Here is a 4446-nt window from a genome sequence, read left to right on the forward strand (position 1 = left end):
GGAGTCCCCTGAACCCGCCGAGCCCCCCGAGCCCCCGGAGCCCCCCGCGCTCCCGGAGCTTCCGGAATCCGCCGAGCCGGAGATTCCCCCGGCATCCGTCATCGACGCTGTACCGGACCCCGCCGCCGCACAGCCCCCCAACAGCACGGTCACGACCACGAGCACCGCGGCCGCGGCGGCGACCATCGCGCCTTTCACGCCTCGACCGGCGCAAGGCGGCGGGCATCCGCGTTCACGGCGAGCGGGTCGTGACGCAGTGTCACGCGACTGGAGCCCACGCTCAGCCACAGCGACACCCCGAACACGGCGAAGCCGCCGAGCGGACCCGCCAGCCCCGGAACGCCAGAGAGCCCGAACGCGACGAACAGCGCGGCGGCGTAGAGCCCCGCCACCGTGCCGAGCACGCGCGAGACGGTGCGCTCACGCCACGCCATCCAGCCAAGACCCACCATCGACAGCAGCGTGCCGAACCACGGGATGTACGGCCCGAAGTCGGTCAGCATGAAATAGACGAACAACCCCCGTTCGTCGAAGAGCCCAGCCTCGGACGTGAGGTAGTTGCCGAGCGCGCCCTTCCAGCCGTACCCGAGAGTCAGCCCGGCGGCCGACACCACGAACCCGATGCTCACCAGGCGTGCTGCCGTCGAGGTGACGTAGCGCGTCTCGACATGCCGCTTCCAGGCGGCAGCGAAGACGAGCAGGGCGGCGACGGAGGCGAATCCCACCACGAACCCGATGTACAGCATTCGACCGTCCAGCAGCGCCATGTCGTCCGGAGTGACGGTGTAGGGCAGGCCGGCTTCGTCGGCAGCCGTCTCTCGCGGTGAGCGGACGTCGGTGAGGATGGTCGCGACTTCGCCCAGGAGCCCTCCCGCCACTCCCCAGAGTGGCCAGAGGCGAGCGCGTCCCGGTCGCGGTGCCGGTGAACGCCGTGCTGGTGAATGCAGTGCCGGCGAACGTCGTGCCGAGGGATGTGGTGACATGGTAGATCCTCCTGGTATCTCGTGACCGCCCGAGCTTTTTCAAGGGCGCTGCCGCGCCGTGGGGCAAGAAAATCTGCCTCAGCTGGCCAGACTTTCGCCCCAGAGCTCTGCGGCGGGGACCCGCAGGTCCGAATAGAGACTCGCGCTCCCGGCGTCCCGGATGTGAGGGCTCCGCGTCCCGAATCGGTGGGACGATGCCTCGTCAGCCGCACGTGCCGCACCTGCCGCACCTGCCGGGGCTCAGCCCTTCAGTGGCTCTGCCGCGCCGTGGGGTAAGGAAATCTGGGTCATGTCACGAGACTCTCGCATCAGTCCGCGCCGAGGCCGCCCTCGCGCGCGCGGACGATGAGCGCCGAGCGGTCGGGAACGCCGAGCTTGGTCATGATCCCCGACACGTAGTTGCGCACGGTCTTGTCACTGAGGATCAGTCGGCGCGCGACCCGTGCGTTGTCGAGGCCGCGCGCCACGAGATCGAGCACCTCCCGCTCGCGGTCGGTCAGCTCGGGGAAGGCGATCGGTCCTGCCGTGCGCGCGCCCGACAGGTACGACAGCGCACGACGGCCGACGTCCGCGCCGAGCAGCACCTCGCCCTGCGCGACGGCGCGCACCGCGCGCTCCACCTCGGGCGGGGTCGCTCCCTTCAGCAGATAACCGCGGGCGCCGGCGCGGATCGAGGCGAACAGCGACTCGTCGTCGCCGAGCATCGTCACCACGAGCACGCCCGCGGTGGGGACTTCGCGCGTGATGCGCCGCGTCGCATCCACCCCCGAACCGGCGCCCTCGCCGAGGTCGAGGTCCATGATGATGACGTCGGGCCGGTGCTCGATCGCGAGTTCGACAGCGGTGTGCTCGTCCGCCGCCTGCTCGACGACGGTGACGCCGTCGAGCGACGCCAGCAACTCGGACATTCCGATGCGGAAGACGGGATGGTCGTCGACGACGAGCACGCGGATCACGGCAGCACCGCTTGAATGCGCGTCCCTGCATCGGAGACCACGGTGAGAGTACCGCCGAGCTCGCTGACCCGCTCTCGCATCGAGGCCAGTCCGACACCGGTCCGCTCGGCGCGAGGATCGAGGCCCCGCCCGTCGTCCGCCACGGATACGAGCACGGAACCGTCGGACTCGGGTCGCACCGCGACGACGCACCGGGTGGCATCGGCGTGCCGGCGCACGTTCAGCACCGCCTCCGAGACGACGTGATACACCGCGACCTGCCGGCGCGCGTCGAGGTCGTCGGCACCCGCGCAGGTCACATCGATGCGCAGCGCCCCGTCCGAGTAGCGCACGGCGAGGGCATCCAGTGCCAGGCTCAGACCACCGGCGTCCAGCGCGGGCGGCAGCAGCGTGCGGGCGAGAGAGCGGACTTCTTCGGTGCGCACGGACAGCTCAGCCTGCAGCCGGTCGAGCAGGTCGGCCGCGGCTCGAACGTCCCGCGGATCCCGCGGATCCCGCGTGAGAGTATTGCGTGCGGCGGCCAGCCCGAGTCCCACTCCGGCGAGGGCGGGCCCGAGGCCGTCGTGCAGTTCACGGCGCAGCAGCCGGCGCTCCTCCTGCCGGACGTCGAGCAGCCGCGTGCGCGCCTGCTCCAGTTCGACACCCGCCTGCGCGAGCTGCAGCGCGACGGCGATGACGCCGCGCAGGCTGCGCGCCGTCGACAGCGTACGCGCCGGCAGCCGTCCCGCAGCCGGCCCAGCCCCCCATCCGTCGACTTTCGGCGCGATGCGCAGGATGCCGACACGCTCGCCGCCCGACTCCAGCACGAGCTCCGTCGATTCGGGTGTCACCTCGCCCGATCGCGCGATGATCGGCGGCAGGTCGCCGCCGGGGGAGGCGCCCACGATCTCGACGCCGCCCAGCTCCAGACTCGTGCGCACTCCGGTCGCGAGGGCCTGCAGTCGCGCCCGGGCATCCGAGGCGTCACCCAGGCGCTCGCCGAGGTCGCCCAGCAGCCGATCGGGATCGGCGACCGCGCCGTAGACGAGCCCGTCGACCCGCACCTGCAACCAGGCGCGCAGCGGGTGGAACACGAGCGCCACGATCCCGGCGGCCACAAGGCCCGGCACGACGCCATCGCGGGTTCCGGTCAGCATCCCCAGCACTTCACTGGCTCCCCACGCGACGGCGAGATACACCGCCACGATCGCGGTGGCGAGCATCGTCCACAGGGCGACGCGGCTCACGAGCGCTTCGGCGCCCCACAGCCGTCGGCGCAGCACGACGACGATGAGCGACACCGGGAGAAGAGTCTGCGCGACCAGTGGAAGGAAATCGGTCACTCTCGCCAGCCGGAACGCTCCGGCGAGTTCCGCCGGCAGCAGCATGGCGCCGTACGTGAAGAACATGAACAGCTGTCCGGTGGCAAGCCACGCGAGCCCCGAGCGCTCTTGTGCGGGTCCCCGGACGGCGCACCGGTACAGCCACACGACGGCGACGGCCGCGAGCGCGAGCGCGACGAGCACCGCGGCGACGAAGACGTCCGACGCGACGCGCTCATATCCCGCGCCCCGGATCGCGAGCGGATTGGGAACGCTGTTCTCGGTCGTCAGCGCTGTGAACGTCGCGATGGCCGTCACCGACAGACCGGTGACCGTCATCGTGCGCGAAAGCCGACGCTCCACCCCGTTCGCCCCGACCACGAGCAGCCACGGCAGCACGGTGGCGTTGGCGAGCGTGCCCGGCACCCATGCCCAATCCGACAGCGACAGGACGAACGGCGACCCGGGCAGCCCGCCGAGGGATGCCGAGGCGAGGCCGTACTGGGCCCCGAAAGCAGACAACCCGCCGCCGATCGCATAGACGGCGAGCAGGGGACCGGCCGGGTGCCGCGACCGGCCGAGCAGCAGGGCGCTGACCGGGCCGTACACGACGGCGACCGTCGTGTCGATCAGGTAGAAGCCCTGCCGCTCGAATCCGCCGCGGTGGAACACCAGCAGCAGGACCGCCGCGGCACCGGCGAGAGACCACGCCACCGCCCACACGACCGCTCCCCCCACGCGGTGCGCCGTCCCGACGGGCGATCTCATGGGAACAGTATGGCCATGGGTGCGTCCCGGATGGGAGGGTTCGCCGTCCCGCTGCGACGGGACGGTTCGGGCCGCCGCCGGCGGGATCAGCGAGCGAGCCAGAGATCGAGCGCGTGGGACCGGGCCGTCGCCGCGGCGGATGCGACGGCGCCGATGAGGACGGCGTCCACGCCCAGACGAGAGACCATGAGCTCCGGTGCGGGCAGGTCGACGCCGGCGGGCAGCAGCGGCCGCGCCGTGGAGAGCAGCTGTTCCATGCCGGGCGATACCCGGCCGGAGATGACGATGCGCTCGGGATCGAACATGCTGGCGAGGACCGCCGCGATGCGCCCCAGCATCCGCCCGGCCCGTTCGACGATCTCGCCGGCGCCGGCGTCGCCGCCCGCGGCGAGTTCGAAGACGGTCCACCCGTCGGCCCGTCCCGGCCCGGCTGTGCGC

At 71.8% G+C, this 4446-nt stretch carries 4 protein-coding genes and 1 pseudogene; all 5 read right to left on the minus strand.

Annotated elements, in window-relative coordinates; all coding sequences use genetic code 11:
• Window positions 1-186: pseudogene (locus tag WBP48_RS02875) on the minus strand (hypothetical protein); the annotation flags it as partial.
• 8 nt (window positions 187-194) lie between these two features.
• On the minus strand, window positions 195-878 hold the full coding sequence (locus WBP48_RS02880) for a hypothetical protein (protein WP_424435809.1): 684 nt from the start codon (window positions 876-878) through the stop codon (window positions 195-197).
• A 413-nt stretch (window positions 879-1291) separates the two neighbouring features.
• The gene (locus WBP48_RS02885) at window positions 1292-1939 is read right to left on the minus strand and encodes a response regulator (protein WP_424435812.1); all 648 of its coding nucleotides are present in this window, start codon (window positions 1937-1939) and stop codon (window positions 1292-1294) included.
• Window positions 1936-4008 carry a sensor histidine kinase gene (locus WBP48_RS02890; protein WP_424435815.1) on the minus strand — a complete coding sequence of 691 codons (2073 nt, stop codon included), beginning with the start codon at window positions 4006-4008 and terminating at the stop codon, window positions 1936-1938. The genes WBP48_RS02885 and WBP48_RS02890 overlap by 4 nt, the downstream gene beginning before the upstream one ends.
• Before the next feature lie 86 nt (window positions 4009-4094).
• Window positions 4095-4446, minus strand: a 352-nt coding sequence (locus tag WBP48_RS02895; RefSeq protein ID WP_424435818.1) for an ROK family protein, incomplete at its 5' end; no start/stop codon positions are given.

Source organism: Microbacterium sp., assembly GCF_049661145.1.
Classification (GTDB): Bacteria; Actinomycetota; Actinomycetes; order Actinomycetales; family Microbacteriaceae; genus Microbacterium.